20 protein-coding genes and 1 pseudogene are annotated in these 26968 nt (G+C 73.9%); 13 read left to right on the forward strand and 8 right to left on the reverse strand.

The genetic code is table 11. From position 1 onward, the window contains the following. Positions 1-140 precede the first annotated feature (140 nt). Positions 141-833: a TetR/AcrR family transcriptional regulator gene (locus tag GC089_RS02315; RefSeq protein ID WP_155376315.1), complete on the forward strand. Its 693-nt coding sequence runs from the start codon at positions 141-143 to the stop codon at positions 831-833. Positions 834-1044: 211 nt separating this feature from the next. Here the strand turns inward: GC089_RS02315 and GC089_RS02320 are convergent, their stop codons facing one another. Further along, positions 1045-2475 (reverse strand): alpha-N-arabinofuranosidase, encoded by a 1431-nt coding sequence (locus tag GC089_RS02320; RefSeq protein ID WP_230685005.1) that lies wholly within the window; start codon positions 2473-2475, stop codon positions 1045-1047. A gap of 417 nt (positions 2476-2892) precedes the next feature. Between GC089_RS02320 and GC089_RS02325 the strand changes: the two genes are divergently transcribed. Genes GC089_RS02325 through GC089_RS02335 form a run of 3 tightly spaced genes read left to right on the forward strand, consistent with a single transcriptional unit; the run spans position 2893 to position 6244 of the window. Then, positions 2893-4536, forward strand: a complete 1644-nt coding sequence (locus tag GC089_RS02325; protein WP_155376316.1) for a Gfo/Idh/MocA family protein — start codon at positions 2893-2895, stop codon at positions 4534-4536. Beyond that, positions 4533-5504, forward strand: a complete 972-nt coding sequence (locus GC089_RS02330) for a PmoA family protein (RefSeq protein ID WP_155376317.1) — start codon at positions 4533-4535, stop codon at positions 5502-5504. Before GC089_RS02325 ends, GC089_RS02330 begins: the two co-directional genes overlap by 4 nt. After that, positions 5501-6244 (forward strand): cupin domain-containing protein, encoded by a 744-nt coding sequence (locus GC089_RS02335; RefSeq protein ID WP_155376318.1) that lies wholly within the window; start codon positions 5501-5503, stop codon positions 6242-6244. Before GC089_RS02330 ends, GC089_RS02335 begins: the two co-directional genes overlap by 4 nt. 154 nt (positions 6245-6398) lie before the next feature. Here the strand turns inward: GC089_RS02335 and GC089_RS02340 are convergent, their stop codons facing one another. The 3 genes from GC089_RS02340 to GC089_RS02350 all read right to left on the reverse strand — a co-directional run bounded on the left by GC089_RS02340 (position 6399) and on the right by GC089_RS02350 (position 10031). Next, complete coding sequence (locus GC089_RS02340) at positions 6399-7607, reverse strand: PrsW family intramembrane metalloprotease (protein WP_230685006.1); 1209 nt, start codon at positions 7605-7607, stop codon at positions 6399-6401. Positions 7608-7885: 278 nt separating this feature from the next. After that, positions 7886-9583, reverse strand: coding sequence for a bifunctional 3'-5' exonuclease/DNA polymerase (locus GC089_RS02345; RefSeq protein ID WP_155376319.1), 1698 nt, complete (start codon positions 9581-9583; stop codon positions 7886-7888). A 121-nt stretch (positions 9584-9704) separates the two neighbouring features. After that, entirely contained in the window at positions 9705-10031 is a 327-nt protein-coding gene (locus GC089_RS02350; protein ID WP_155376320.1) for a hypothetical protein, read from the reverse strand. A 115-nt stretch (positions 10032-10146) separates the two neighbouring features. Here GC089_RS02350 and GC089_RS02355 point away from each other — a divergent pair, with 115 nt between their 5' ends. Then, a complete protein-coding gene (locus GC089_RS02355; protein WP_155376321.1) occupies positions 10147-10869 on the forward strand; it encodes a GNAT family N-acetyltransferase in 723 nt (240 codons plus the stop codon). A gap of 78 nt (positions 10870-10947) precedes the next feature. On the opposite strand, the gene GC089_RS02360 is transcribed toward GC089_RS02355, so the two are convergent. Beyond that, positions 10948-12984 (reverse strand): beta-galactosidase, encoded by a 2037-nt coding sequence (locus tag GC089_RS02360; protein ID WP_155376322.1) that lies wholly within the window; start codon positions 12982-12984, stop codon positions 10948-10950. Positions 12985-13090: 106 nt separating this feature from the next. On the opposite strand from GC089_RS02360, the gene GC089_RS02365 reads away from it, so the two are divergent. From GC089_RS02365 to GC089_RS02385, 5 genes are all read left to right on the forward strand, one after another. After that, positions 13091-14182 (forward strand): Gfo/Idh/MocA family protein, encoded by a 1092-nt coding sequence (locus tag GC089_RS02365; protein WP_155376323.1) that lies wholly within the window; start codon positions 13091-13093, stop codon positions 14180-14182. Positions 14183-14428: 246 nt separating this feature from the next. Beyond that, positions 14429-16855 carry an SIR2 family protein gene (locus GC089_RS02370; protein WP_155376324.1) on the forward strand — a complete coding sequence of 809 codons (2427 nt, stop codon included), beginning with the start codon at positions 14429-14431 and terminating at the stop codon, positions 16853-16855. Between the two features lie 124 nt (positions 16856-16979). Further along, entirely contained in the window at positions 16980-19274 is a 2295-nt protein-coding gene (locus GC089_RS02375) for a glycoside hydrolase family 3 N-terminal domain-containing protein (RefSeq protein WP_155376325.1), read from the forward strand. A gap of 126 nt (positions 19275-19400) precedes the next feature. Continuing rightward, positions 19401-19856 (forward strand): hypothetical protein, encoded by a 456-nt coding sequence (locus GC089_RS02380; RefSeq protein WP_155376326.1) that lies wholly within the window; start codon positions 19401-19403, stop codon positions 19854-19856. Next, complete coding sequence (locus GC089_RS02385) at positions 19846-20187, forward strand: transcriptional regulator (RefSeq protein ID WP_155376327.1); 342 nt, start codon at positions 19846-19848, stop codon at positions 20185-20187. The genes GC089_RS02380 and GC089_RS02385 overlap by 11 nt, the downstream gene beginning before the upstream one ends. 289 nt (positions 20188-20476) lie before the next feature. Here the strand turns inward: GC089_RS02385 and GC089_RS02390 are convergent, their stop codons facing one another. From GC089_RS02390 to GC089_RS19860, 3 genes are all read right to left on the reverse strand, one after another. Continuing rightward, complete coding sequence (locus GC089_RS02390) at positions 20477-21613, reverse strand: Gfo/Idh/MocA family protein (protein ID WP_230685007.1); 1137 nt, start codon at positions 21611-21613, stop codon at positions 20477-20479. 359 nt (positions 21614-21972) lie between these two features. Further along, a complete protein-coding gene (locus tag GC089_RS02395; protein WP_370514055.1) occupies positions 21973-22710 on the reverse strand; it encodes a substrate-binding domain-containing protein in 738 nt (245 codons plus the stop codon). Beyond that, positions 22710-23015, reverse strand: coding sequence for a LacI family DNA-binding transcriptional regulator (locus tag GC089_RS19860; RefSeq protein WP_370514056.1), 306 nt, complete (start codon positions 23013-23015; stop codon positions 22710-22712). The genes GC089_RS02395 and GC089_RS19860 overlap by 1 nt, the downstream gene beginning before the upstream one ends. A gap of 218 nt (positions 23016-23233) precedes the next feature. Between GC089_RS19860 and GC089_RS02400 the strand changes: the two genes are divergently transcribed. The 3 genes and pseudogenes from GC089_RS02400 to GC089_RS02410 all read left to right on the forward strand — a co-directional run bounded on the left by GC089_RS02400 (position 23234) and on the right by GC089_RS02410 (position 26908). Further along, complete coding sequence (locus tag GC089_RS02400) at positions 23234-23629, forward strand: L-rhamnose mutarotase (protein ID WP_155376328.1); 396 nt, start codon at positions 23234-23236, stop codon at positions 23627-23629. Next, positions 23626-24828 (forward strand): L-rhamnose isomerase, encoded by a 1203-nt coding sequence (gene rhaI, locus GC089_RS02405; RefSeq protein WP_155376329.1) that lies wholly within the window; start codon positions 23626-23628, stop codon positions 24826-24828. Before GC089_RS02400 ends, rhaI begins: the two co-directional genes overlap by 4 nt. 5 nt (positions 24829-24833) lie before the next feature. Then, positions 24834-26908 (forward strand): annotated as a pseudogene (locus GC089_RS02410) (bifunctional aldolase/short-chain dehydrogenase). Positions 26909-26968: the final 60 nt, after the last annotated feature.

Below are 26968 nucleotides of genomic sequence, written 5' to 3' on the forward strand. Positions count from 1 at the left end.
AGGACGGCGGCGTCCCGCGGCCCGGGCTGGAGGCGGGCCGATACAGGACTGTATGCGATACAGGAGTGCATCGGATACAGGAGTGCATCGGACCGGTACCCTCGGGCGTGGGATCCTCGTGCGCGGACGGAGGTGGGCCGATGAGCGACCAGGACGTCGCGGCGCCGGCGGACGGCCGCGCCGACGGGCCGGACGCGCCCCTGTCCGCGCGGCGGCAGCGCACGCGCGAGCGCCTGCTCGACGCCGCGTTCGACCTCTTCGCCGAGGACGGCGTCGACGCCACGTCCATCGAGACCGTGTGCGAGCGCGCGGGCTTCACGCGCGGCGCGTTCTACTCCAACTTCGCGAGCAAGCACGAGCTGCTGCTCGCGCTCGCGGGCCGGGAGCAGGCCCGCCACCTCGCGGAGCTGCGCGAGGGCATCGCGGCCGCGTCCGCGCAGGGGCTGCCGGGCGCCGACCTCGACGTCGCCGACGTCGGCCGGTTCGTGGCCGCGCTGCTCGACCGCATCTCCGACGACCGCCGCTGGCGGGTCGTGAGCACGGAGCTGCGCCTGCTGGCCCTGCGCCAGCCGGCCGTCGCCGGGGGCTACCTCGAGCTCGAGGGGCAGATGGTCGCGGAGTGCGCGGCCGAGGTCGAGCGGCTCGCGGCCCACGTCGGCCGCCGCTTCGTCGTCGACGCGCGGCAGGTGCTCCTGCTCGTCGCCGAGGGGTACGAGGCCGACCGGCGCACGGCCGAGCTCGCGGGCGGCACCGTGCGGGCGCAGGACCTCGCCGCGCGGTGGCTCCCCACGGTCGTCGAGCGCCTCACCGTCCCGGCGGACCAGCGCGCCTGAGCGGCCTGACCGGCGCCCGGCCGGCGCGCCCCACGACGACGGACGGCACGCCGCTCCCGCCCGGACGTCGCCGGAGCGGGAGCGGCGCGCCGCCGGGTGCTGCGCTCAGGCCGTGCGGGCGGTGCCGCCGAGGGCCGTCCACGACTCGGGGCGAGCGTGAGCGTCGTGGTGCCCGCGCCGGACGCGGTGACCGGCGCCGCGTCGAGCGTCGTCACGTGCTCCGCCTCGACCTTCGCCGCGTGCTCGGGCCGTGGACCGCGGGCTCGTGGTCGGCCGTCACCTGCAGGCCCCCACCGAGGGAGAGGACGACGCCGGGGTGCGTCAGCTCGACCTCGACCGGCTCGGCCGTGCGGTTGACGAGGAACACCGCGACCTGCCCGTCCGCCTCCGAGCCGTCCCACGTGGCGGCCGCGGTCACGGCCGGGACGTCGCCGTGCTTGGCCGTCGTGATCGTCGGGGCCTCGACGCGCACGTCGAGCGCGTCACCGCGGGCGAGGCGCGCGGTGGTGGCGAACGGGTGGAACGTCGGCTGCTTCCAGGCCGGGCCGTCGGGCTCGGTCATGATCGGCGCGATGACGTTGACGAGCTGGGCGAGGCACGCGACGGGGACGCGGTCCGCGTGGTTGAGCAGCGTGACGAGCAGGTCGCCCACGACGACCGCGTCGAGCCCGGAGTAGACGTCCTCGATGATGCGCGGCGCGTCGGACTGCAGCGGCAGGTTCTGCTCCCCGGGGAAGCGCGTCTGCAGGTACCAGACGTTCCACTCGTCGAACGAGATGGTGATCTTCTTGTCCGAGCGGCGGCGCGCCCCGACCGCGTCCGCCGACGCGACGACGCGACGGATGAACCGGTCCATCGAGGTGCCCGACCCGAGGAACGACGCGCGGTCGCCGTCCATCTCCTCGTAGTAGGCGTGCATGGAGATGTGGTCGACCAGGTCGTACGTGTAGGACAGGACGGTCTGCTCCCACTCGCCGAACGTCGGCATCGTCATGGACGACGAGCCGCACGCGACCAGCTCGATGGACGGGTCGACGAGCTTCATCGCCTTGCCGGCCTCGGCGGCGAGCTTGCCGTACTCGTGCGCGTCCTTGTGGCCGATCTGCCACGGCCCGTCCATCTCGTTGCCGAGGCACCACAGCTTCACGCCGTAGGGCTTCTCGCGGCCGTTCGCGATGCGCAGGTCGGCCCAGCGCGAGCCGGCCTCGCCGTTGCAGTACTCGACGAGCGCCGCCGCGGCCGCGACGCCACGCGTGCCGAGGTTGACGGCCATCATCGGCTCGACGCCCTCGCGCTCGGCCCACTGCAGGAACTCGTCGGTGCCGATCGTGTTGGGCTCGATGGTGCGCCACGCGAGGTCGATGAACGGCTTGCGGTCCTCGACGGGGCCGACGCCGTCCTCCCAGACGTAGTTCGACACGAAGTTGCCGCCGGGGTAGCGGACCATCGTCACCCCGAGCTCACGGGTGAGCTCGGCGACGTCGCGACGGAACCCGTGCTCGTCGGCCGTCTCGTGCCCCGGCTCGTAGATGCCGGTGTACACGGCCCGGCCCAGGTGCTCGACGAACGAGCCGAAGAGGCGGCGGTCGATCGTGCCGGTGCGGAAGGCGGGGTGCAGCAGGACGCGGGCGCGCTCAGTCATGGCTCTCCGATCGGGGTGCCGCCGCTCCACCGCGGCGACTACAACGTTGTACGAGGAGAGCCTACGACGACCCTCCGCCCCTGTGGTGGACCCTTCCGCTCACCGGACGGCGCCCCGACGCGGGCCCCTCGCCGGCACCGTCACGGGTGGCGGTGCCGGCGCCGCGGCTGCGCCCGCCCGCCCGGGCCGGGGACGGACGGTCGCGAACGCGCAGGCGGCGACGCAGGGTCGCTCCCGGTCTAGCACCGTGCCGTGCGCCGTGTCATCGCCCACGGGGCGACGGACGCGCGCCGGTGGACGCGCGCGTGTCCGCCCGGCGGGTGTCGGCTAGTGTGGTGCGCGTTACGGATTGCGCTTTCCCGAGCCGTGCGTGCGCGGGGAGCGGCCCGCCATCGCCGACGTCGTCGAAGGACCCCCGTGAACGAGTCCGACCAGAACCCGACCGCACCGCGTCCCCCGTCCCACCGCGCGACCGAGGGTGACCCCGCCGTCGTGCCCGCCTTCGCCCCGCCGCCGCCCGGGCGCCGCCGCCGCCGGTACGCCGTCGTCGGCACGGGTCACCGCGCCGGCATGTACGTCGCCGCCCTCACCGGCGAGCACGCCGACGTCGGCGAGATCGTCGCCTGGTGCGACACCAACCCCGGGCGCATGGCGTACTACGACGCGCAGGTGGGCGAGGCGCTGGGCCTCGGCGGCCCGGCCGGACTGCCGCAGTACGACGCCGACGACGTCGAGCGCATGGTCGACGAGCAGCGCGTCGACGTCGTCGTCGTCACGACGCCCGACCACGCGCACGCCGGCGTCGTCGCCCGCGCCCTGGACGCCGGCGCCGACGTCGTCGTCGAGAAGCCCCTGACGACGACCGTCGAGGGCTGCCGCACGATCGTGCGCGCGGTCGCCCGCACCGGACGGGACGTCGTCATGACGTTCAACTACCGGTACGCGCCGCGCAACTCCTCGCTGCGCGAGGTCATCGCGTCGGGCGAGATCGGACGCGTCACGAGCGTGCACTTCGAGTGGGTGCTCGACACCGTGCACGGCGCCGACTACTTCCGCCGCTGGCACCGGGACAAGCGCAACAGCGGCGGCCTGCTCGTGCACAAGTCGAGCCACCACTTCGACCTCGTCAACTGGTGGCTGCACGACGTCCCGGCGCGCGTCTACGCGTCCGGCGGGCTGCGCTTCTACGGCGACGACAACGCGGCGGCCCGCGGCATGGGCCCGCGTCCCGAGCGGGGGACCGGCACGACGGGCGACCCGTGGTCGCTCGACCTGACCCACGACCCGCGCCTCAAGGCCCTCTACCTCGACGCCGAGCACCACGACGGCTACCGCCGCGACCAGGACGTCTTCGGTCCCGGCATCACGATCGAGGACAACATGGCGCTCGTCGTGGACTACCGCGGCGGGGCCACCCTCACGTACTCGCTCAACGCGCACAGCCCCTGGGAGGGGTACCGGGTCGTCGTCAACGGCACCGAGGGACGCGCCGAGCTCGAGGTCGTCGAGCGGGGGGCCGTGATCCTCGACGCCGACGGACGCGCCGTGCTCGACCCGTCCGCGACGCCCGAGGGGGTCGCGGCCCAGGCCGCGCGACCCGAGGGGGAGCGGCTGCTCGTGCAGCGGCACTGGGAGCCGGCGCGCGAGTGGCGCATCCCGCAGGGCATCGGCGGGCACGGTGGCGGCGACGCGATCCTGCTCATGGACGTCTTCCGTCGCGACCTGCGTCTCGGTCCCGACCCGCTGGGACGGGCCGCGGGGTACCGCGACGGGCTGCGCGCCGTCGCGGTCGGCATCGCCGCGAACCGCTCGCTCGCCACCGGCCGCCCGGTGCTCGTCGACGACCTGGGGCTGGGCGACCTCGACCCGGCGGCCGACGGCGACGGCGCCGAGCTGCCCGCGACCCCGCCCGCCGGCACGCCGCGTGCGGAGGCGTCCGCCGACGCTCCCGCCGCACCGTCGGCCGGCGACGCGCCCGCCGCACCCTCGGCCGGCGCCGCGCCCGCCGCCCCGTCGGCCGACCCGACCTCCGCCACCGTCCCCACCGGAGCCGCCCGATGACCACCCGCCTGCCCCGCCTCGACGCCCGTCCCGCGCTGCGCGCCCTGCACGACGTCGGCCGCGCCGTCGACGTCGTGCACGACGGCACGACGCTCGCCCGCTACGTGTACGTGCCGGACGACGTGCAGCTCGAGTCGCCCAAGCCGTACGTGCACCCCCTGCGCACCCGCGGCGGTGACCTGGTCAGCGAGTTCCGCCCGCACGACCACGTGTGGCACAAGGGCATCGCCTGGTCGCTGCCGGTGGTCGGGGACGAGAACTTCTGGGGCGGGCCGACGTTCGTCTCCCCGGAGGCGTCCGAGCACGGGTACGTGCAGCTCGACAACGACGGGTCGATGGACCACCAGGCGCTCACCCGGCTCGACGTCGGGACGGGTCCGGCGGGCGACCGCGTCGACCTCGCGCACACCCTGGCCTGGCACACGCAGGGCGGCGAGCACGTCGTGGACGAGGAGCGTGCGCTGGCCGTCGTCGTCCCCGCCGACCGCGACGACGCGTGGGTGCTCCTGTTCGACACGACGATGACCAACGTCTCCGGCCGCGACCTGCCCATCGGCTCGCCGACGACCCGCGGCCGCGAGAACGCGGGCTACGGCGGCCTGTTCTGGCGCGGGCCGCGCTCGTTCACCGGCGGCACCCTGCTGGCGCCCGACTTCGCCGGGGGCGAGGAGGTGCGCGGGCAGCGCGGGCCGTGGATGGGCTTCACCGGCCGGCAGGACGGCACCGGCAACGCCGCGACGATCGTCATGGTCGACGCGCCCGACAACCCCGTCCACCCGCCGCAGTGGTTCGCCCGCCGGGACATGTTCGCGTGCCTCAACCCCGCGCCGTTCTTCAGCGAGGAGGTGCCGTTCGACGCCGGCGCGACGCTGCGGTTCCGGTATGCCGTGATCGTCGCGGACGGAACGGGTGATCCTGCGTCGGCCGAGGCGCTCGCGGACCTCGGGGCGGGCATCCTGTCCGCATGACCACCCTGCCCGGCGGCGTCAGCGTGAGCCGCCTGCGGGTGTACGACTGGGCGGCCCCCGACGGTGTCGGGCTCGCCGGGAGCGGCACACCCCACATGCACCTGGCCTCCGCGGAGGCCTACGTCGTCCTGTCCGGCACCGGCGCGGTGCACACGCTGGGCCCCGACGGGTTCGCGGTGCACCCGCTCGCGCCGGGCGTGATCGTGCAGATGCGCCCCGGCGTCATCCACCGCGCGGTCAACGACGGGGACCTCGAGGTGCTGGTCGTCATGTCCAACGCCGGCCTGCCCGAGGCCGGGGACGCCGTCATGACGTTCCCGCCGCAGGTGCTCGCCGACGGTGCGTCCTACCGCGCCGCGGCGACGCTGCCGACCGGGGGGACCCGCGGCGTCGTCTCCGACGCCGACGTCGCGGCGGCCGCCCGCGCCCGGCGCGACCTCGCGCTCGAGGGGTACGCCGCGCTGATCGCCGCCGCGGAGCGGCAGGGACCGCGGGCCGCGCTGCTGCCGTTCTTCGAGGCCGCGGTGCGGCTCGTGCGCCCGCAGGTGCCGCGCTGGCAGGACCTGTGGGGGCGGACCGCGTTCGCCGACACCGACGGCACGGCGCGGGTGCTCGAGGGGCTCATGCGCGGCGCGGCGCCGCACCTGCAGCTCGCGCGCGCGGAGCGGGTGGAGGCGCGTCCCGCGCCCCGGCGGTACGGGATGTGCGGCCGCCTGCAGACCTGGGACCTGGGCGGGTAGGACCGGGCCGCAGCACCGGGCAGGGCGCCCGCCCCACCCGTCGGCACGTCACCGCGGTTCGCGGGCACCAGCCGTCGACCCCGTGGTCCTGCAGTGATCGGGCCGCCGGGCGCTGCACTACCACGGGGTCGCGGCCGGGCAGGGGGACGGCGGGTCAGGCCCGGCCGGCCGAGGCGAGCACGCGGCTGCGGTCCCCGGTGAGCGACGCGAGCGTCTCGCGCTCGTCGAGGCCGTGGGTGCGCAGGTCGGCGCGCCCGCTGACCGCGAGCTGACGGCGGAACGCGAGCGTCGTCGCGCGCCGCTGGAAGTCCCGCATGGCCGCCGCCGCCGCGGGCCCGCCGACGCGGCCGGCCCAGTCGACCGCCGCCCGGCGCAGCCGCAGGGACGACAGCATCTGCACCTCGTGCGGCGCGAACCAGCCGGCCTGCGCGTACTCGGTGAGCCGGTGCTGCACGACCTGGCGCTCCTTGCCGCGCAGCCACAGCGCGATGCCGACGACCCCGAGGAAGATCGGCACCTGCACGAGCACGTAGACGCTCAGGTACGACCCGCCCGCCAGGACGGACGTGAGGTTCCAGGCGGAGTGCGCGACCATCGCGCCGAGCAGGCCGACCGGCAGCGCCCACCAGACCGTGCCCCGGCTGCGCGAGCGCGCCGCCAGACCCAGCGCGGCACCCGTGCACGCCGTGAACAGCAGGTGTGCGAACGGCGTCGCGAGGCCGCGCAGCACGAACGTCTCGGCGAGCGCCTCGCCCGCGCGCCCGAAGTAGAGGATGTTCTCCGTGAACGCGAAGCCCGCGGCGACCATCCCGGCGTAGACGATCCCGTCGACCACACCGTCGAAGTAGCGCCGCCGCGCGAGGTAGAGCACCAGCACCCCGGCGCCCTTCGCGACCTCCTCGATGATCGGGGCCGACACGACGGCGGCGACGACCGCGCCCGCGTCCAGGCTCCCCGTCGCGTTGGCGACGGTCCACGCCGCCAGGTCGTTGACCACCGCCGAGACCAGCACGGCGACGCCGGCGCCCCACAGCAGCGCGAACACGAGCGCGCCGCGCGGCTCGGGCTCCCACCGGTCGAGCCACCGGACCCCGGCGAGCACCAGGCCGAGGGGCACGAGCGCGAGGAGCGTCCCCGTCAGGCCGGGACCCATGCCGACCTGCAGCATGACGACCGCGATCCCCGCGAGCGCCGCGAGCCCCGCGAGGGCCAGACCGAGCGCGGCGACGACCGTCGCGGTCGCCGAGCGCCCACGTCCGCCCGCCCACTGCGTGGGCACGGCGGCCGGCTGGTGGGACGTCGCGGTGCTGGGCGTACCGGGCCAGCCGGGTGCGCCGGCGCTGCCGTAGGGGGTGGTCGACACGCTCGGAACAGTAGCGGCGCGCCGATGCCCCCACCCGACGAGCGTCCAGGTGCGCACAGGCCCCCGCCTCCCTCCGCCCGCCCCCTCCGCCCGCCCCCGCCCACCCCCGCCCACCCCCGCCCACCCCCGCCCGTTCGCCGCCGAGCGCGCCCCTTGTCGCACGAGCGCACCCTTCATGTCGGGCGCGCTCGCGCGGGAAGTGGCGCGCTCGCCGAACCGCGCACCCGGCGGCCGACGGTTGCGCGGCCGGCGAGGGCTGCGGGCGCGGGCGGGCGGCGTCAGTCGGCGGCGGCGTACGAGTCGACGACCGACAGGTCCAGGGCGAAGTCGACCGGCGTCGCGCCGAACAGCAGGCGCCCCGCCTCCTCCGCGGACGCGCGCACGGCGGCGGCGACCTCGTCCGCGACGGCCGCGGGGGAGTGCACGACCACCTCGTCGTGCAGGAAGAACACGAGGTGCGGGCGGCCCTCCACGCCGCGCAGCCGGCGGCGCAGCGACGCCATCCAGCACATCGCCCACTCGGCGGCGGTGCCCTGGACGACGAAGTTGCGCGTGAAGCGCCCGCGGTCCCGCGCCCGGCGGCGCGTCTCGCGGACGTCGTCCGCCCCGGCGCCCTCACCGGCGGCCGCGGCCAGCGCGACGCGCAGCGCCTCGGACGCCGGCGGGGACGACCGGCCGAGCCACGTCGTCACGACGTCGCCGCGCTCACCGGCCCGCGCGGCGTCCTCGACGAGCGCGACCGCCCGCGGGAACGCCCGCGCCAGGTGCGGCATGAGCTGCGCAGCCGCACCGGACGTCGCGCCGTAGATCGCGCCGAGCATCGCGTACTTCGCGTCCGTCCGGGTCGGGACGACGCCCGCGTCGGCGACGCCCTGGTACAGGTCGGCGTGCCGCGCGGCGGCCGCCATGTCGCGGTCGCCGGACATCGCGGCGAGCACGCGCGGCTCCAGCTGGGCGGCGTCCGCCACGACGAGCCGCCAGCCGGGGTCGGCCCGCACGGCGTCGCGCACCTGCGCGGGCAGCTGCAGCGCCCCGCCGCCGTCGGACGCCCACCGCCCGGTGACCACCCCGCCCACCACGTACTCCGGCCGGAACCGCCCGTCGTGCACCCACTGGTCGAGCCAGGCCCACCCGTTCGCGGACAGCAGGCGGGACAGCTTCTTGTACTCCAGCAGCGGTGCGACGACGGGGTGGTCGAGCCCGCGCACCTCCCACTTGCTGGTCGACTGCACGTCGAAGCCCTGCAGTCGCAGCGCGCGCAGCAGGTCCGGCGGCGAGTCCGGGTTGAGGTGCGGGGCGACGAGCGCCGTGCGGATCTCCTCGGCGAGCTCCTCGAGGCGCTGCGGCCGCGCGCCGCCCCACGGCCGGGGCCCCAGGAGGTCCGTGAGGATCGCGTCGTGCACGGCCGCGTCCCACGGCAGGCCGTCGTGGTGCATCTCGGCGGCGATCAGCGCACCCGTCGACTCGGCCGCGAGCAGCAGGCGCAGGCGGGCGGCGTGCGTCGCGCCCGCGACCGCGTCGAGCTGGGCACGCAGCTCGGCGAGGGGGTCGCGTGCCGTCGTGGCGTCGGGTGCCGCCTCGTCGGCCGCGTCGAGGTCGTCCAGCGCGTCGAACAGGGACGGCGCGTGCGGCGTCGGCGTCGGCACGTCGTCGTCCCAGGGTCCGGGCGGCGCGAGCGCGAGCGCCGAGCCGGCCGCCCGTGCGGAGTGCCGCAGGATCGCGTGGCACAGCCGCAGGTCGTGGCAGCGCTCGACGCGCACGCCGGCGGCGAGCAGCGGCGGGTAGCGGGTGCGCGTGTCGTCCCAGACCCAGCGCGGCGGTGCGCCGTCGGCCGCGGCCTCGACCCGGCGGACCTGGTCGGCGAGAGCCTCGGCCGGCGTCGTGCGTCGGGCCGTCTCGCTCGCGTGCTCGTCGAGGTCGACCAGAGTGACGGTGCGCGCGGACGCGTCGGGGACGACGACGACGTACGCGGGCACGTCTCATCCTCGCGCGTGCCACCGACACCGGGCCGCCGCCGCCCGGGCCCGTGCGGCACGCACCGACGGGTGCACCCACCGTCGGTGCGGCGGCACCGGCCCGCGCCGGCGGCGGCCCGCGTCAGCGGACGAGCGCCGCGCGTACGGCGCCGCCCGGGACCGCGAGCCACGCGTCGCCGTGCGGACCGTCGAGCGTGAGCAGGACGTCCCCGGTCGCGGTGTCGACGACGACCGCGGCGTGCCCCGCGTCGAACGTGCGCCCCGCGTGCACCATCGCGTCGAGCAGGGGCGCCGACGGCCACGCGAGCGTCGTGACGCCCTCCGGCGCGAACACGTGCGCGACCAGCGTCTGGTCGTCGCGGTGCAGCGTCGCCGTCACCACCGTGCCGTCGCGCAGCAGCACGCACGCCGCGTGCGTGAGCGTCGACGTGGCCGTGATCCTGTGCATCGTCGTGCCCTCCCCCTCGGTCCGTCCACGCAGGAAGGGGCACGAGGACGGCCGGTGATACCTGTCGCGGCCGGGGAGGACGCGGAGCCGGGCCGGGCGCCGGTAGCGTGCCCGCGTGCCGACCAGCCCCGGGCCCGCCGTCGTCGCCACCGACTCGCGCGACGCCGCATTCGCCCGCTACCTGCGCTCCCTGGCCGCCTCGTGGGACGGGCTCGCGGCGCCCGACCCGGACGCGTCGGTGCGGCGCGCACCGGGCTTCGTCGCGCTGCGGCACCCGCACCGGCCGGTGCTGACGAACGTCGCGGTGCTCGACGCGGCGGCGACGGGCGACGCGCTCGCGGCCGTCGCACCCGGGCCCTTCGCGGCGTGGTCGCACGACCCGGCGGGGGAGGCCGCGCTGGCGGCGGCGGGACTGCGCCGCGACGTCGTGACCTGGCCGATGCTGGCCGCGCTGGACGACCCGCGTGCGTGCGACGACGGCGACCGGCGCGCGGACGGGGTCCGCGAGGTGGAGCCCGCGGTGGTCGCACGGCTCAACGGCGTCGACCCGGACCTCGTCGACGGCGTGCCCGGGATGCGCGCGTTCGCCACGGCGGGGACCGAGGCGGGGCTCGTGCTGCAGCCGGTGGAGGACGACGTCGTCGTGTCGTTCGTCGTCACCCGCCCCGACGCCCGCCGTCAGGGCTGGGCGACGATCCTGCTGCGCGCCGCCCTGTCCGCGGTGCGCGCGGACGGCGCGGGGACGGCGACGCTGCAGGCCACCGCCGAGGCGCGCGGGCTGTACGAACGGTGCGGGTTCCGGGTCGTCGGACGCTGGCAGGAGTGGGTGCCGGCCTGACCGCGGGCCGGTGCGCGGACGAGCCGGCGTGACGACGGCCGCGGCGCGGGACCCCGCACCGCGGCCGTCACCACCGCGTCAGGACGCCTCGCGCACCACCTCGACCGCGCCGGCCGCGACCTCGAGCGTGCCGTCGACGTCGCGCGCGTCCACCAGGGCGCGTCCGGACGCCGCGACCGTGACCGGGGCGTCCGTGTGGTTGAGCACGAACAGCCAGGACCGGCCGTCGTCGGCGACCCGGCGGGTCACCTCGACGCCCTCGGGCAAATCGGGGACGACGCGCGGCACGCCGGACTCCTCGACGAGCGCGTCGACGACCCGCTGCAGCGCGTCCGCGTCGGTCGGCCAGGTCGCGAGGTACCAGGCGGCACCCTCGCCGACCGAGCGGCGCGTCACGGCCGGCACCCCGTCGAGCGGACCGCCGACGAAGCGGCGGACGACATCGGTGCCGTCCAGCGCGTGCACCTTCTCGCTCCACAGCTCGCCCTCGGTGCCGTCGTCCAGCCGGACGCGCTCGTCGGGCTGCAGGGGCCAGAACTCCTCGGTGCGCACGCCGAGCAGGTCGCGGAACGCCCCCGGGTAGCCGCCGAGGCGCACGTGGTCGTGCTCGTCGACGATCCCGGAGAAGAACGTGACCAGCACGGACGCACCGCGCTCGGCCGCGGCGGCGACGGCGGCCGCGCCCTCGTCGGTCACCAGGTACAGCGCGGGGACGAGGACGAGGTCGTAGCCCGTGAGGTCGTCGGTGGCGCGCACGACGTCCGCCTCGACGGCGCGGCGGGCGAGCGCGTGGTGCAGCGCGACGGCCTGCTGCCGGGGGTCGAGCGCGTCCGTCGGGTGCGAGTCGAGCTGCGCGGCCCACGTCGACGGCCAGTCGAACAGCACGGCCGCGCGCGGGCGCTGCGTGGCGCCGCGCACCTCGCCGACCGCCTTGAGCAGGTTCCCCAGGCGGACGGTGTTGCGCCACACGTCGGTGTCCGTGCCGGCGTGGGGGAGCATCGCCGAGTGGTACTTCTCCGCCCCCGCGGCGGACTGGCGCCACTGGAAGAACATGATCGCGTCGGCGCCGTGCGCGAGGTGCTGCACCGAGTGGCGCAGCGACTCGTCGGAGGTGCGGGCGCGGTTGCGGCCCTGCCAGTTGACCGCGGACGTGGAGTGCTCCATGAGCATCCACGGCTCGCCCTTCGCGACCGACCGCGTCAGGTCCGCGCTGAACGCGAGCTCGACGTGCGGGGCCGGGTCGTCGGCGTAGACGTAGTGGTCGTTCGAGACGACGTCGACCTCGTCGGCCCACCGCGCGTAGTCCATGTTCCCCGTGTGCCGCTGGACCATGAAGTTGGTCGTCGCCGGCACGTGCGGGGTCACCTCGCGCAGCACGTCCCGCAGGTCGGTGTAGTACGACAGCAGCTCGTCGCTGGAGTACCGGGCGAAGTCGAGGCGGTGCGTCGGGTTGACCAGCGTCGCGGCGGTGCGCGGCGGCAGGACCTCGTCGAACGAGCCGTACTGCTGGGACCAGAACGCCGTGCCCCACGCGTGGTTCAGCGCGTCCACGGTGCCGTAGCGGGCCCGGAGCCAGGCGCGGAACGCCGTCGCGGCGTCGTCGGAGAAGTCGTGCGGGACGTGGCAGCCGATCTCGTTGTCGACGTGCCAGACCGCGAGCGCCGGGTGGTCCGCGTACCGCTCGGCGACCCGCCGGGCCATCGCGAGCGCGTACCGGCGCCACACCGGGGAGGCGATCCGGTAGTGCTGGCGCGAGCCGGGCCACAGGACCGTGCCGTCGTCGCGGACCGGCAGGATCTCCGGGTGCTTCGTCGTCAGCCACGGCGGCGGGCTCGCCGTGGCGGTCGCCAGGCTCACGCGGATGCCCGCGCCGTGCAGGCGGTCCATGGTCGTGTCGAGCCACGTCCAGTCGAGCTCGCCCTCGCGCGGCTCGATGCGAGCCCAGGAGAAGATCGCGACGCTGACGATCGTGACGCCCGCCTCCTGCATGAGGCGCACGTCCTCCTGCCGGACCTCGTCGGGCCACTGCTCGGGGTTGTAGTCACCGCCGTAGCCGATGCCGTCGAGCCCGAGGGGCCAGCGTGCGCGGTCGGGGTGCTGCGCGGATGCTGTCACGGTGTCGCTCTCTCCTCGTCGAGTGGGGCGTCACCTACAGTAGTGAACCGATTCACCGTCACCGACGACGGCTCGTCGTGACGGCCACCCGACCCGAGGGGACCTCGTGCACGAGACGATCGTCATCGGCGGCGGATCCATCGCCCACGCCCACGTCCACGCCGTGAACGCGCACGGCGACCGCGCCCGCGTCGCCGCCGTGGTCGACGTGGACGCCGACCGCGCCCGCGCCTTCGCCGACGAGATGGGCGTCCCGCACGCCACAACGGACCTGGCCGCGGCGCTCGCCGGGCTCGACGGCGCGAAGCCGTCGCTCGCCCACATCTGCACCCCGCCGGGGACGCACGTGCCGCTCGCGACGCAGTGCCTCGAGGCCGGCGTGCCCGTGCTGGTCGAGAAGCCGCCGGCCCTCTCGCTCGCCGAGCTCGACGAGCTGCTCGCGGTCAGCGAGCGGACCGGCGTCGACGTCGCCGTGGTCTTCCAGCACCGGTTCGGGCACGCGGGGCTGCGCGTCGCCGACGCGCTCGGTGAGGGGCGTCCGCTGGGGCGTCCGCTCGTCGCCGTCTGCGACACGCTCTGGTTCCGCGGCGACTCCTACTGGGACGCGCCGTGGCGCGGCTCGTGGGAGGTCGAGGGCGGCGGCCCGACCATGGGCCACGGCATCCACCAGATGGACCTGCTCCTCGCGCTGCTCGGCCCGTGGGAGGAGGTCACCGCGATGGCCGCGCGCCGGGCCCGACCGACGAAGACGGAGGACGTCTCCGCCGCGGTCGTCCGGTTCGCGGACGGGACGATCGCGACCGTCATGAACTCTCTGCTGTCGCCGCGCGAGACCTCGTTCATCCGCATCGACGCCGAGGCCGCGACGGTCGAGGTGGAGCACCTGTACGGGTACACCGACCAGAACTGGCGGCTCACCGCGGCGCCCGGCCGCGAGGACGCCGCCGCGTGGTGGGCCGAGGGCCTCGACGCCGAGGCGCCCGGCAGCGGGCACGGCGTGCAGGTCGGCGCGATCCTCGACGCCCTCGACGCCGGCACCACCCTGCCGGTCAGCCTGCGCGAGGCCCGTGACACGCTCGACCTGGTCGCGGCCATCTACGCGTCGGCGTTCACGGGGCGGCCCGTCCGCCGCGGCGAGATCACCGAGGGCAACCCGTCGTACACGTCGATGGCGGGCCCGGGCACCCCCTGGGCCTAGAGGTCTACCTGCGTCAGGCCGAACGCTCGGAAGCCGGTCTCGGAGTCCTGCAGGCGACCCGTCGCCGAGGATTGCGGGCTGACCGCGACGCGGCCGGACCGGAGTCGGGCAGGTCTCTACGCGGAGCCGTCGTTGCGGGGAGGGAGTGGCACCGGGTCGGCAACCAACCAGGGCACGAGCTTCGGCCGAGAGCGCCTTCTTCACCCTTCCTGTCGTGTCGCAGCGTCCGTACCATCGCCACGTCGAATGGAGCATCGTGCTAGACGAGGACAAGACGCGACGCCTGAGAAGGGCGGCTCGCGCCGGACAGTACCAGTTGCTGTTAGGGGCTGGCGCTTCGTCCGACAGCACGAACCGGGCCGGTACGCTGCCTACCGGAGACGCGCTCGCTCGTATCCTCGCTGCCCGTTTCAAGAAGGCGCCCATACCCGACGGCGCTCCATTACACCGCGCGTACCAAATGGCGGCCACCGCTCATTCGAGGGAGGACGTTTACCGCGTCCTCCGCGAAGTGTTCTCAGCGTCGACCCCGGCCCCTGGGTGTCGGATTTGGCGGAGTCCCCGTGGAGACGTGTTTGGACGCTGAACGTCGACGATGTGTTCGAGGCGGCATACCGTAAGACCGCGATGGCAAATTCGAGACAGCTCGAGGTCCTGGACTGGCAATCGCCGTACGCTGAGTCGGGCCGCATGCAAGTCGTCCACCTGCACGGTCACGTCCACGACGAGATACCTCGCCCGGTCATTTTCTCGCTCGCGCAGTACGTGTCTTCGGCTGAGAATAAGTCGGTCTGGTTCTCCATGCTCAAGGACATCGTTGCTGCCGAGCCGCTCGTGATTGTTGGCGCGCGAATGCTTGACGATCCTGACATGGAAGCGCTATTGGTCGACAATCGGCCGGTCAACACTGCACCGTCTGTTGTAGTCGATCCGTACATCCCCGTGGATCGGGAGTGGCAATTGCGCCAATGGGGATTCGATGTTCTCAAGATGACAGGTCAAGATTTCACCTTGTGGTGGCGCGGTGCTGTTGACGTTGCGAGCATCACCGCAGCGGGCGCGATCTCCGGTATCGCTGTGCCGCAGTTCCACGCTCTCGATACTAGCGTCGTCGCGCCTCCGCGCCGAGGGCACGACCTCTACTCCGGCGATCACCCGGAGTGGCATGATGTGGTGCACGGAAAGCACGCGCTCTTCGGTTGGGTCCGCAGTGAGATCGAGGCGGTTGAAGCGTGGGCGGACCAGCCGATGCCGGACGCTCGCCTAAGGACGATCTACGCGCCTCGCTTGAGCGGCACGACTACAGGGTTGTTGGCTTTGGCAAGAGAAGCGGTGCGCAAAGGAATCCGCGTCTTTTTGTTCGATCGCAGCTCGAGGTGGCACGCAGGCAACCTCTGCGACCTAGCGCGCGTCGGCCCCACTGTATTCATCATCGAGGGGGCTGCTGACTTCGGGGACGATATAGACCGGACGCTAATCGAAGCCGCGCGGGAAGAACTTCCTATTTATGTTGTCGCGTCGGACGTCCGGGACAATTCAGTTCGATTCGAGGGGCGGCTAGGAGGTGCATACGGGCAGTCCGTCTCGGGATTCTATGGTGGATCCCTGAAGTCGTCTGATTCGAGTGCGTTGCTGCGCAAACTTGCCGACGCTGGCCGACTCGGCGCCCTCGCTAACGTCGGCGACGAAGCACGGCGAACGGCAATCTCTGGGCTGAATGTCTTCTCGGCAATGATGCTCATCACGCGCGGTGAGCGCTTTGAGACGCGCCTTCGGCACGAACTTCTCGCTGCCGACGAGTGGGTTGCGCGCGCCGCTCTAGTGCTGGGGCTGGCGGCGGAGGCTGGACGGCCCGTTGGTATCGCAGAACTAGCTCGGGCCGTTGGCGTCACTGCTGCTGATATTGCCTCTAGCGCGGCGACCGATGAAGCTCGAGCTCTGCTGGAGGTGGCGGATTCGACTGTCTATGCACGCCAGCGGGAAGCGGCGGCGAAGGTGGCTATTGCGTCGAAGGGAAAGCCTTGGGCGCGTCAAGTTGTCGAGGATGCCATTCTGAGGCTGGCTCCTCAGGCGTCGCAGCAAGGGCTTCGTATGCGCAATCGCATTCCTATGCTCGTGGGGCACCTTATGACGTTCAAGCGCCTCGCGCCGCGACTCGGTGGACCTGCTGACCTGGAGCAGTTCTATGAGAATCTGCGACCCTCCTTCGGTCAATGGAGTGCGCGCTACTGGGAACAGGCTGCTCTGTGCGCGCGAGCGCGGAGAGACTGGACGGTTGCAGAATCGTATGCAGGCGAGGCGGTTCGTATTCTCGACGATGCCTACACGCGGACGACTGCCGGGAGCGTGTCCATGGCGTACGCGGCGGACCTCGCAGGCCTGGGGCTGTCGTGGGTTGAGTTGTTCGAGCAGGGTGAGAAGCACTATCGCGCCGCATTTGCGCATGATCGTCGCGATTTTGTGTCCGCATTATCCTTCTTGCGATGGTGTGCGCGGCTGGCGGAATCGGCTATTCGAGGTGCCGGGGTGTTCGAGGGTGGCGCTGTTCGCGCCGCCTGGGACGAGGTTTACGTGCGCGTTCGTGTCGAGGCGAGTCGAGCGGGGGAGGCCGAGCAGACGCTCTCGGAATTGGAGCGGATCTCCGCGCGATGGAATGGTGTCGCTGGTAGGTAGCGGGGCGTGCGCGGGGAGTAGATCGGGAGCGAGGCGCGCGCGGGGAGGGGTGTGGGTGCCCGAGGGTGTCCGCTAGCGTCGGCGTGCCGGTCGTAACGATCCGAACGTCGAAGAGGACACCCTCGTGGAAACGCTCCCGTACCAGGACCCGTCCCTGTCCATCCCGGAGCGGGTCGCCGACCTGCTGAGCCGCATGACGCTGCCCGAGAAGGTCGGGCAGATGCTGCAGCTCGACGCGCAGCCGGGCGTCGTCGACCTCGTCGAGGAGATGCACGTCGGCTCGATCCTGCACGCCTCGCCGCAGCGCGTGCTCGAGGCGCTCGACGCGGTCGAGCGCACCCGCCTGCGCATCCCGCTGCTCGTCGCGGACGACGCGATCCACGGGTACTCGTTCTGGCGCGGCGCGACGATCTTCCCGTCGCAGCTCGGTGTCGCGTCGTCCTGGGACCCGGCCGCCGCGGAGCAGATGGCGCGCGTGACGGCCGTCGAGGTGTCGGCGACCGGTCTGCACTGGACGTTCTCGCCGGTCGTCTGCATCACGCGCGACCTGCGCTGGGGCCGCGTGAACGAGACGTTCGGGGAGGACCCGTTCCTGCTCGGCGAGCTCGCGGCCGCGATGGTCCGCGGCTACCAGGGCGACGGGCTGACCGACCCGACGGCGATCCTCGCGTGCGCGAAGCACTTCGCCGGGTACTCCGAGACGCAGGGCGGCCGGGACGCGTCCGAGGCCGACATCTCGCGCCGCAAGCTGCGCTCGTGGTTCCTGCCGCCGTTCGAGCGCGTCGCCCGCGAGGGCGCCCGGACGTTCATGATCGGCTACCAGTCCACGGACGGGATCCCGATCGTCGTCAACAAGTGGCTGCTGCAGGACGTGCTGCGCGGCGAGTGGGGGTACACCGGCACGCTCATCACCGACTGGGACAACGTCGGTCGCATGGTGTGGGAGCAGAAGATCGCCGCCGACCACACGCAGGCCGCCGCGATGGCGGTGAACGCCGGCAACGACATGGTCATGACGACGCCCGGGTTCTTCGAGGGCGCGCAGAAGGCCGTGGCGGACGGGCTGATCGAGGAGGCGCAGCTCGACGCCGCCGTCGCGCGCATCCTCACCGTGAAGTTCGAGCTCGGGCTGTTCGAGGACCCGCGCCGCCCCGACCCGCAGCGGCAGCAGGCGGTCATCGGGTCGGCCGCCCACCAGCAGACCAACCTCGAGGTGACGCGTCGCTCGCTGGTGCTGCTGCGCAACGACGGCGTCCTGCCGCTCGGCGGGGACCTCGTCGCCGGGGACGACGGGCGGGCGACCGGCCCGTCCGGGGCACCGGAGCCGCGCACGATCGCGGTCGTCGGCCCCAACGCGGACGACGTCGACGCGCAGCTCGGCGACTGGGCCGGTCGCTCGGGCCAGGTCGACTGGATGCGCGAGGAGGGGCACCCGCGGCACATGTCCGAGACGGTGCTCGACGGCCTGCGCGCCGTCGCACCCGCCGGGTGGACGATCACGCACGCGCGCGGCGCCGACATCGGCGAGCTCGGCCCCGACCCGGCCGGCGAGTTCTACCCGGACGGCCAGCCGCGCATGCCGATCATGCACGCGGCCGAGCCGGACGCGGCGATGATCGCCGAGGCCGTCGCGGCGGCGGAGGCCGCCGACCACGTCGTCGCGGTCGTCGGCGACACGATCGGCCTGATGGGCGAGACGCGCTCGACGGCGACGCTCGAGCTCGTCGGCGGGCAGGTCGCGCTGCTCGACGCGCTCGCCGCCACGGGCACTCCGATGACCGTCGTCGTCATCGCGTCGAAGCCGCTGGTGCTGCCGGACTCCGCACTGACCGCCCACGCGCTGGTCTGGGCCGCGAACCCCGGCATGCGCGGCGGGCGCGCGATCGCCGAGCTGCTGCTCGGGCTGGTCGAGCCCGCCGGCCGCCTGCCCGTGACGTTCGCGCGGCACGTGGGCCAGCAGCCGGTCTACTACAACCAGATCCGCGGCCAGCACGGCGCGCGGTACGCGGACCTGACGCAGGACCCGGCGTTCGCGTTCGGCGAGGGGCTCACGTACTCGACGGTGGAGTACTCCGACCTGCGCGTCGCGGAGCCGACCCTCGGGGTCGACGGCACGGTACGGGCGCAGGTGACGGTGACGAACACCGGGTCGCGGCCGTCGCACGAGGTCGTGCAGGTCTATGTCAGCGACCTCGTCACGTCGCTGACGTGGACGGAGAAGGAGCTGAAGGCGTACCGGCACGTCGACGTCGCGCCGGGGGAGTCCGTCACGGTGGACGTCGAGGTGCCGGTCGCGGACTGCACGATCGTCGACGCCGAGGGGCGGCGGGTCGTGGAGCCGGGCGACTTCGAGCTGCTGGTCGGGCGGTCCTCGCGGGACCGTGACCTGCTCCGGGCGGGGTTCACCGTCACGGGCTGAGGGATGCCGGTCGCTCGCCGGTCCGGTCGCGGGGGACGACCGGACCGGCGGTGCGCGGCGCGAGGAGCCTGGCCGCGGACGTCGTAGTCACTTGCCATCTCGGAAAGTCCGAGTACTGTTTCCGGTATGGAAACTCACTCTGCCACCCCCGAGCCGCAGCGGGCGAGCGAGCTCCTCGCCGACCTCGAGGGCGACCGTGCCGCGCTCGCGCAGCGCGCCGCCACGCCCACCTGGTACCTCGCCTCGGTCACCGCGCTGATCGCCGCCTACGTCGCCGTCCCGCTGCTCGGTGAGGACCGCACGCCGGCCGTCACGATGATCGGCGGTGCGCTCATCGTCCTCGCCGTGTTCCTCCAGCGGCGCCGGCTCGTGCGCCCGCGCGGTGCCGGCGTCGCCGGGGCGGGCCTCCTCGTCGCGCTGCTCGCTGCCGTCCTGCTGCTGCTCAGCGTGTCGTTCGGGCTCGTCGCCGGCGGTCTGCACGCCTGGGTCGCGCTGCCGGTGCTCGCCGCCGGCGCCGTCGCGTACGCGGTCCTGCGGCGCTCCGACACCCTCTCCCGCCAGGCCCTCGACCGTGTCCGCTGACGCACCGGACGTCGCGTCCGACGAGGTCGCGCCGCGCTTCGACGAGGTCATCCACGCCCCGGTCCGGCTGCGGGTCTGCGGGCTGCTCGCCGCCGCGGACCAGGTCGAGTTCTCGGTCGTGCGCGACGCCCTCGGCGTGTCCGACGCGACCCTGTCCAAGCACCTGAGGGTGCTCGCCGACGCCGGGTTCGTGGAGGTGCGCAAGGCGGCGTCCTCGAGCCGGTCCGACGCGCGCCGGCTGACCTGGCTGCGGCTGACCGCCGAGGGGCGGCGCGCCTTCTCGGCGCACGTCGCGGAGCTGCGCGCGATCGCGCAGGGGCTCGTCGGCTGAGGCCCCGGCGCCGGACGGGGGCGGGACGGTCGGACCCCGTCCGGGTGCTGGGACGGGGCGCGCGTGACCCCGTGATCCGACGCTCCATCACGGTCGGAGCGCGTGCGATGACGGGGTCGGCGGGCGGCGGGTCCACGGGCCGGACGGCGCGTGCCTGCCCGCGTCGGGCCCGGCGTCCGAGGTCACGGCGTCCTCGGGCCGAGGGCGGCGGGGCGGAGGGCGTTGGGTCAGGGTGCTGCGTCGTCGGGTGGCGGGGCGGGGGTGGGCTCGGGCGGCAGCGGGGCGGACGTCAGGCCGGCCGCACGTCCGTGACGTCCGCGACGAGCGACGTGCGGAACCGCTCGTCGTCGTCGAGGTCGGCGTGCGTGACCGGCCTGCCGTACGTCGCGGAGGCGTAGATCGCCGTGACGAGCTCCAGCGGCCGCCGCGCGTGCGTGACGAGGTCGGGCATCGGGGTGCCGTCCCACAGCGCGTCGACGACCGCCCGGACCAGGGGCGTGTGCCCGCTCGGCTCGTCGTCCGCGGGGAAGGCCCACGAGGCGACCTCGTCCTCGCCGACGCCCGGCGCCGGGGTGATCCGCCAGTCCGGCCCCGCGTGCCCGTACAGGTGCTCGACCTCGACCGTCGCGCGCTCGCAGTCGACCCGCACGACCGACGTCTGCCGCGGGCTCAGCACGCTGGAGACGGCCTGCGCGACCACGCCGTTCGCGAACCGCACGACCGCGGTCGACACGTCCTCCATCTCGATGTCGCGGGCCACCCGCCACAGCCGCGCGTCCACCTCGGCCCAGTCGCCGAGCAGGTGGGCGAGCAGGTCGAGCTGGTGGATGCCGTGCCCGAGCGTCGTGCCGCCGCCCTCGCCGTCCCACGTGCCGCGCCAGTCGACGCCGTAGTAGTCGTCGCCGCGGTGCCACAGCGTCTGGCACTGGGCGAGCAGGGGACGGCCGAGCGCACCGGAGTCGAGGAGGTGCCTCACGTGCGCGGCGGCGGTGCCCGTGCGCTGCTGGAAGACGATCGCGAACGCCCGACCGGCGGCGTCGGCGGCGGCCTGCATGGCGTCGAGCTCGGCGAGCGAGAGGGCCGGCGGCTTCTCGCACAGCACGTGCGCGCCGGCGGCGTACGCGTCGAGCGTCTGCTGCCGGTGCAGGTCCGGCGGGGTGCAGAGGACGACGAGGTCGACGTGCTCGGCCGCGAGCAGGTCGGTGTGCGTGGCGTACCGGCCGGGGACGTCGTAGCGGTCGGCGAACTCGGTGCGCCGGGACTCGCCGCGGTTCGACACCGCGACGAGCTCGACCCGCGGGTCCTCGGCGATCGCCTGCGCGTGCAGGTGCGCGACGGCGCCCGTCCCGACGATCGCGGCGCGCAGGGGCGGCCGGCCGGCCGTCGTGCCGGTGTCGGCCGTGCGGGTCTCCTCGGTGCTGCTCACGTCCACGCTCCCTCGCGCCGGTGGTGCCGTCACCGTACCGGTAAGCGCTTGCCGCGCGTCAAGGGACGCGGAGCGCACGCGAGGCAGCCGGGGCGTCGTCCGCCATGTGAGATGCGGCCGCGGTGACCCCGCCATGAGGCGCTCATCCGGCTGGTTGCGCACGCCGGATGACGGGGTCACCGGGGGTGCGCTTCGGCATGCGGACGCCCCGGGGTGGCGGGACGTCATGCGCAGGCTGCGCCACCCGCTGCGTCGGCCCGTGCGCTCGCGCTCGCCGGCGGCTCGTGCCCGCGGCCCGTCCCCTGCGGCTCGTGCCCGCGCCCGGTGCCCGCTGCGCCCCCCGCGGCGGGCGCGGCGCCTCAGGCGCCGGCGGTGCTCGTGCGCACCACCAGCTCCGGCTGGAAAAGCACGCGCTGGTGCTCGACCGCGCCCTCGGCGGACGCCTCGCGCAGCAGCAGGTCGGCGGCGGTCCAGCCGAGGGTGTGCGTCGGCTGGTGCACGCTCGTCAGCGGGACCGTGAGCATGGGGGCGATGACGACGTCGTCGTAGCCGACCAGCGCCATCTCGTCCGGCACGCGCACGTCGGCCCAGCGCAGCGCGCGCAGCGCACCGAGCGCCGTGAAGTCGTTGACGCAGAACGTGGCGGTGGGGCGGCGCGCGGCGTCGAGCCCCAGCAGCTCGTTCATCGCCTTCTCGCCGGCGTCGGCGTTGAGCGACCCGACGGTGACCTCGGTGAGCACGTCGCCCGGGTCGCGCCCGGCCTCCAGCAGCGCGGACACGACGCCGGCCCGCCGGTCGACGCACTGGCGGATCGAGTCCGGGCCGTTGATGAACGCGATGCGCTCGTGCCCGAGCCCCAGCAGGTGCTCGACCGCCAGGGCGGCGCCGCGGACGTCGTCGACCCCGACGCTCGACACGTCCTCGAGGTCGCTCGTCGCGTCGAGCAGGACGACGCCGATGCCGCGCTCGCGCAGCGCGAGGATCGCCTCGAGCGACCCCTGCGACGGGGTGACGAGCACGCCCTGCACGCCGTGCTCCTCGTAGAGGCGCAGGTAGCGGGCCTCGCGCTCGGGGTCCTCGTCGGAGGACGAGAGCATCAGGGTGTACTCGTCGGGGCGAGGCGGTCCTCGATGCCGCGCGCGACCTCGGTGAAGAACGGGTTCGCGATGTCGAGGACGATCGCCCCGACGGTCCGGATGGTGCCCGCGCGCAGCTGCCGCGCCGAGGCGTTGCGGACGAAGTTCAGCTCCTCGATCGCCGCCTGCACGCGCTCGCGGGTCGCCGGCGTGACCTGCTCGGGCCGGTTCAGCACGTTCGAGACGGTGCCGACGGAGACGCCGGCCCGGCGCGCGACGTCGGTGATGGACGGCCGACGCGGGCGGCCGTTGCCCCTGGTGGCCATCGACGCCCCTTCCCTGGTCGCGCTGCCGAGGCGATCGTAGCCACGACGTCGGGCCCGCCCGCCAGGACGTCCGGCCGTGGCCTCCACGGGCGTGCCGCTCTGGTGCCATGATGACGGAAAGCGCGATCCACGGACGTGCCGGGGGCTGTTGACACCCGATCGGGAGCGTCCCTACAGTGGCCATGAATCGTTTCAAGGACGAAACCCGGAGGTCGACGATGACCCGCGTGTGCTTCGTCTCGCACGTCCACCCGGACCACCTCGACGAGTACCGCCGCCGCCACGCCGCCGTGTGGCCGGAGATGCTCGAGGCGCTGCGGGACACCGGCTGGCGGGACTACCACCTCTTCCTGTCGCCCGACGGCCTGCTCGTCGGCGTCCTCGAGACCGAGGACTACGCCGCCGCCCAGGCCGCGATGGCCGCCACCGAGGTCAACGCCCGCTGGCAGGCGCAGATGGCCGACCTCTTCGTCGACGACGGCAACCCCGACGAGGGCTTCGTCCTGCTGGACGAGGTCTTCCACCTCGAAGGCCAGCTCGCCGCCGCCGGGCTCCCCACGCGGCCCACGGCCGCACCGGCACCCACCGAGAGCACCCAGGAGCAGCACCGATGAGCACCACAGCAGCCGGCGGCGCCGGCACGCGCGAGGAGCGGGCGCTCGCCGCCCTCGCCCAGCAGACCATCGAGCTGCCGTCCTGGGCGTTCGGCAACTCCGGCACGCGCTTCAAGGTGTTCGCCCAGGCCGGTGTGCCGCGCGACCCGTTCGAGAAGATCGCCGACGCCGCGCAGGTGCACCGGTACACCGGTGCGGCCCCGCGGGTCTCGCTGCACATCCCGTGGGACAAGGTCGACGACTTCGACGCCCTCGCCAAGCACGCCGCGGACCACGGCGTCGCGATCGGCGGCATCAACTCGAACCTGTTCCAGGACGACGACTACATGCTCGGGTCGCTCACGCACCCGGACGCGCGCGTGCGCAAGAAGGCCGTCGCGCACCACCTCGAGTGCATCGACGTCATGGCGGCGACCGGCTCGCACGACCTGAAGATCTGGCTGCCCGACGGCCTGAACTACCCGGGCCAGGACTCGATCCGCGGCCGCCAGGACCGCCTCGCCGAGTCGCTGCAGGAGATCTACGCGGCGCTCACCGCGGCCGACCCGCAGCACCGGCTGATCCTCGAGTACAAGTTCTTCGAGCCGTACTTCTACACGATGGACGTGCCGGACTGGGGCACGTCGCTGCTGCACTGCCTGGCCCTCGGCGAGCGCGCCATGGTCGTGCTCGACACCGGGCACCACGCGCCGAACACGAACATCGAGTTCATCGTCGCCCAGCTGCTGCGCGTCGGCCGGCTCGGCGCGTTCGACTTCAACAGCCGCTTCTACGCCGACGACGACCTCATGGTCGGCGCCGCGGACCCGTTCCAGCTGTTCCGGATCCTGCACGAGATCGTCCAGGGCGGGGCGCTCGCCCCCGACTCGGGCGTCAACTTCATGCTCGACCAGTGCCACAACATCGAGCCGAAGATCCCGGGGCAGATCCGCTCGGTCATGAACGTGCAGGAGGCGACGGCCAAGGCGCTGCTCGTCGACGCGGACGCGCTGGCGGCCGCGCAGCAGGCCGGTGACGTCCTCGGGGCGAACGGCGTGCTCATGGACGCCTACAACACCGACGTGCGCCCGCTGCTCGCGCGGCTGCGCGAGTCCCAGGGGCTCGACCCCGACCCGCTGGGCGCCTACGCGCGCAGCGGCTACGCCGAGACGATCGTGGCCGAGCGCGTCGGTGGCGCGCAGGCCGGATGGGGAGCCTGACCGCCATGACGACGCCGACGAACGCCGACGCCACGTCGCCCGCCGAGCAGCTCATCGCGCGCTCCAACCGCCTGGGCTCCGACCCGCGCGTCACCAACTACGCCGGCGGCAACACGTCCGCCAAGGGCACCGCGACCGACCCGGTGACGGGCCAGGACGTCGAGCTGCTGTGGGTCAAGGGCTCCGGCGGCGACCTGGGCACGCTGACGGAGAAGAACCTCGCCGTGCTGCGCCTGGACCGCCTGCGCGCGCTCGTGGACGTCTACCCGGGCGTGGACCGCGAGGACGAGATGGTCGCGGCGTTCGACTACTGCCTGCACGGCAAGGGCGGCGCGGCGCCGTCCATCGACACGGCCATGCACGGCCTCGTGGACGCCGCGCACGTCGACCACCTGCACCCGGACGCGGGCATCGCGCTCGCGACCGCCGCCGACGGCGAGGCGCTGACGTCCGAGGTGTTCGGCGACCGCGTCGTGTGGGTGCCGTGGCGCCGGCCCGGCTTCCAGCTCGGCCTGGACATCGCCGAGATCAAGGAGAAGAACCCGCAGGCGATCGGGTGCGTCCTCGGCGGTCACGGCATCACGGCGTGGGGTGACACGTCGGACGAGGCCGAGCAGCGCTCGCTGGAGATCATCCGCACCGCGGAGCGGTTCATCGAGGAGCGCACGGCCGCGCTCGCCGCGGAGGGCACGCACCCGTTCGGTGCCGTGCGGCCCGGCTTCGAGGCGCTGCCCGAGGCGGAGCGCCGGGAGCGGGCAGCCGCCCTCGCGCCCGTGATCCGCGGCCTGGCCTCGGCCGACCGCCCGCAGGTCGGCCACTTCACCGACACCGACGTCGTCCTCGACTTCGTCGCCCGCGAGAAGCTCGCGCACCTCGCCGCCCTCGGCACGTCCTGCCCCGACCACTTCCTGCGCACCAAGGTCTCGCCGCTCGTGGTGGACCTGCCGGCCGACGCGCCGCTCGCGGACGTCGTCGCGCGCCTGCGGACGCTGCACGCGCAGTACCGCGAGGACTACGCCGCCTACTACGAGCGCCACGCGACTCCCGACAGCCCCGCGATCCGCGGCGCCGACCCGGCGATCGTGCTCGTGCCCGGCGTGGGCATGTTCTCGTTCGGCAAGGACAAGCAGACGGCGCGCGTCGCGGGCGAGTTCTACGTCAACGCGATCAACGTCATGCGCGGCGCGGAGGCCATCAGCACGTACGCGCCGATCGACGAGGCCGAGAAGTTCCGCATCGAGTACTGGGCCCTCGAGGAGGCCAAGCTCCAGCGGATGCCGAAGCCGAAGCCGCTGGCCACGCGGGTCGCGCTCGTGACCGGCGCGGGCTCGGGCATCGGCCGTGCGATCGCCGAGCGGCTCGCGGCCGAGGGCGCGTGCGTCGTCATCGCGGACGTGAACCTGGAGGGTGCGCGGGAGGTCGCGGACTCCCTCGGGGGCCGGACGTGGCCGTCGCGGTGCACGCCGACGTCACGGACGAGGAGGCGGTGGCGGGCCTGGTCCGCGCGGCGTCCCTCGCGTTCGGCGGCGTCGACCTCGTCGTCAACAACGCCGGCCTGTCCATCTCCAAGCCGCTGCTCGAGACCACCGTCAAGGACTGGGACCTGCAGCACGACGTCATGGCGCGCGGCTCGTTCCTCGTGGCCCGCGAGGCGGCCCGGGCGATGATCGCGCAGGGCATGGGCGGCGACATCGTCTACATCGCGTCGAAGAACTCGCTGTTCGCCGGCCCGAACAACATCGCGTACTCGGCGACCAAGGCCGACCAGGCGCACCAGGTGCGGCTGCTCGCGGCGGAGCTCGGCGAGCACGGCATCCGCGTCAACGGGGTCAACCCCGACGGCGTCGTGCGCGGGTCCGGCATCTTCGCCGGCGGCTGGGGCGCCAAGCGCGCCGCCGTGTACGGGGTCCCGGAGGAGAAGCTCGGCGAGTACTACGCACAGCGCACGCTGCTGAAGAAGGAGGTCCTGCCCGAGCACGTCGCGGCGGCCGTCTTCGCGCTCACCGGGCCGGACCTCGTGCAGACCACGGGCCTGCACGTGCCGGTCGACTCCGGCGTCGCCGCCGCGTTCCTGCGCTGACGGGCGCGTCGGGATGAGCACCGCAGGGCGGCGTTCGCGGCCGTCGACCTGGGCGCGTCC

The organism is Cellulomonas sp. JZ18 (assembly GCF_009720485.1).
Classification (GTDB): domain Bacteria; phylum Actinomycetota; class Actinomycetes; order Actinomycetales; family Cellulomonadaceae; genus Cellulomonas.